We start from the raw sequence: 2,984 nt of genomic DNA on the forward strand, positions 1-2,984 counted from the left end.
CTGGAGGCTTATTTACCATGGACTCCAAGAATCCAAGAAAATTGTAGATAAAGAAAACTCCAAGATCAAAAGCAACCTGCTTATGATCTTGGAGTTTTTCAATATACCTTGTTATTGGGCGCTTACAAAATTTCTAGCCTACCTACTAGAATATTTGCAAAATGAAGAGATTCTCGCAAATAAAGAGAAGTTCTAGCAGCTTACTTATTATGGTCAAAATAAATCCAAGAAAATTGTAGATGAAGAAAACTCCAAGCCAGAAGCTAAAAAGCTTATATTCTTGGAGTTTTTTCAATATACCTTGTTATTGGGAGGTTGCCTTTTTTCTAAGATTGATACCTAATATACCTAATATAATTAGTAATCCTGAAACTGTCATCAAAACTGCACTTTGTTCACCAGTATTCGGAAGAACTTTACGAGGCTTCCCTTGCTTATTCTCTTGTTTTGAACTTACAGAAGAATCAGTATTATTGCTTTCTGATGAAGTATTTGACGGATTAGATATAGTATCACCACCATTGTTTGAAGATGGTGTGGTAGGCTCATTTATACTTTGGCGGGTAAAGGTACGCCCATTTTCTAAGCGTTCTTCCCCACCCATACTGATAGTCTTCATATACGGAGTTAAATTATCTCCATTGAGAATAAAACCGATTGTTACTTTCTCGATAGGTCCTTCAAGTCCCCAAACAAATGGTCTCAAAAACTTCATCCCCTCAATATCATCTACAATCTCATAGACCCCATTACCTTGATCAATTAGCTTTGAGAGGTTAAATTGATTGGTATTTTTACCATCAGTATGACTTCCGCTCCCATCTTCACGAATTGTGATTGTAGATCCATCAGCAGTCCATGTTCCAACTAATGATTGAGGAATCCCACTTGTTACTGGCTTTGTTTCTTGTTTATCATTATTTTGGCTGATAGTACTGGAAGAACTCGTTTCACTTAAACTGCTTGAAGAATCTGAGCTTGAAGTAGTTTCTTTTGAATTGGATTCCTCAGAATCTGCTAGGTTGTTCTGATTACTGTTTCCTGCTCGCAAAACAGTTTCTAATTCTAACTGAACATCCTCGATAGTGCTTGCCCCTACAGAAAGTCCTTGATTAACATCAGTGCTTGTTGGACCACTATAAATAATGTCTCCTGCTGCAGCGCGAATGGTCAAAGTTGTGGTACCGTCAAAGTAATAACTGTATGTAGCATGATATTGGCCATCATTAAAGGTAAAGTAGGTATTTGAGCCTATGATAGAGTTAGTGTTCCCTCTAAAACCAGATATTCCATTTTCAGTTAATCCATATATTTTAAAAGTTTCTTGAGAGTTTAAGGGAGCTCTTGAAGTTGCAGCATTTTCATCCGCTAATACTGGAGTTCCAATCCCAAGAAGAATAAGTGGTGCGATGACGAGACCAGCTCGTTTCAAAAAATGATTTTTCATAAATATCTCCTTTCAATGATTCTATATTAGCTTATATTTTGGAGATTTTTAGTAAATGAAAAAATTGGTTCAAATTAAAGGGATTTCTATGATTTTAAAGGGTGTATTGAACAAATAGTTTCTCATTAAAACTATTACTAATTTCAATGAAAAATTGGTAAATGAATTCGATTACCCAATGAGTATATTTCCTAAGACAAGGTTATCCAAGTGATATAAAATTTGACTACATTGAAGTGCAACCGATTGTTTATGGATTAAATGGTTTTCCAGTTTTATTCAAACGACTGATAATTTGAAAATATTGTTCACGTCGTGTTGTTAAAACTTGTAAGGAGGATAGTTTTTTCAGGTTGTCCAAGCCTTTTACTAAATCCGTTGCAATTTCTAACCCCTCTTCCTTATTTTGACGAAGGAGGTTACATGCTCGTTCGAAGGAAATATCAAAGAAGAACCAGAGACTATTCCCAAGATGAGGAATGGATTGCAGTAAGTTAAGTAGTTCTTGACTGAGTTTTTCAGCTTCAATATAGTACTCATGTTCTGAATAATAACGCACTGTTGAACGAAGTCCATGGAGCATGGACTGCCCCAGTTGCATGTGATGTACATATGGATCACTTTTTAATTCTTGAATAGTTTCCTTTGCTCTTTGCTGGATAAATTCATACGTGAAGTAGTTGATGAGCTCAATGTAAACATTGAACTCAATATTAGCCCAACTCTCAATCTGGCTCATTCGATTGACCACATATTCTATTTCCGTACGATCGTCTGGCCCGAGTACTGAATCACCATAGCGATTGGCAAGACCTTGCTTGACAAGGGCACCTCTAAAAACTCCTCTCTTCGTGTCGAAAATTTAATTTAAGCGGGTCTTCATATTTTGTAGTGCGGACGTGAGCAGCCTCCTTCCGGAGTCTCATCACTAGATTTCGAGCCAAGGTCTCGAAATCTCCGTCATCTAGCAGTTGTTTCTCAACTGCTGATGATTCCACTACGGTATGTAGACCGCTTTTTCCTATTTTCTCTAAAGGAATCTTATGAGATAATAGTACTACTAAGATGAACGAGGTGCTATCATGCTATTATTTTCCGACGATGAACGACTTCTAGAAAAACTTTCACAATTGGGAAATCCACTCGAACGACTTGATAAGACTGTGAAATGGGCAATGTTTCTCCCAATCCTGAACCGTATTTTTGGAAATAGTGAGAAAGATCCTTCTAAGGGTGGTAGACCTCCCTATAACTACCTTATGATGTTTAAAATCCTTCTTCTTGCACGCCTCTATAATTTGTCAGACGAAGCCATGGAGTACCAATTGCTGGATCGTCTGTCTTTTCGTCGTTTTGTTGGCTGCGATGACGAGCGAGTTCCAGATGCTAAAACAATTTGGCTTTACAGGGAACGTCTTAGTAAATCCGGTAAAGAACAAAAGTTGTTTGACTGTTTTTCCTCTATGTTAGAAGAAGAAGGCTTACTGGCTCACAAAGGGCAGATTGTTGACGCCAGTTTTGTGGAAGCACCTAGACA

General features: G+C 37.4%; 3 protein-coding genes. 1 reads left to right on the forward strand and 2 read right to left on the reverse strand.

The features are described from left to right. Window positions 1-304 precede the first annotated feature (304 nt). Together I2503_RS09140 and I2503_RS09145 are read right to left on the reverse strand one after the other, a co-directional pair. Window positions 305-1,447, reverse strand: coding sequence for an LPXTG cell wall anchor domain-containing protein (locus I2503_RS09140; RefSeq protein ID WP_196967755.1), 1,143 nt, complete (start codon window positions 1,445-1,447; stop codon window positions 305-307). 250 nt (window positions 1,448-1,697) lie between these two features. After that, entirely contained in the window at window positions 1,698-2,186 is a 489-nt protein-coding gene (locus I2503_RS09145; RefSeq protein ID WP_196967756.1) for a hypothetical protein, read from the reverse strand. A gap of 343 nt (window positions 2,187-2,529) precedes the next feature. Between I2503_RS09145 and I2503_RS09150 the strand changes: the two genes are divergently transcribed. Beyond that, on the forward strand, window positions 2,530-2,984 hold a 455-nt coding region (locus I2503_RS09150; protein ID WP_196967757.1), incomplete at its 3' end, for a transposase.

It is taken from the genome of Streptococcus sp. NLN64 (assembly GCF_015831295.1).
Taxonomy (GTDB): domain Bacteria; phylum Bacillota; class Bacilli; order Lactobacillales; family Streptococcaceae; genus Streptococcus.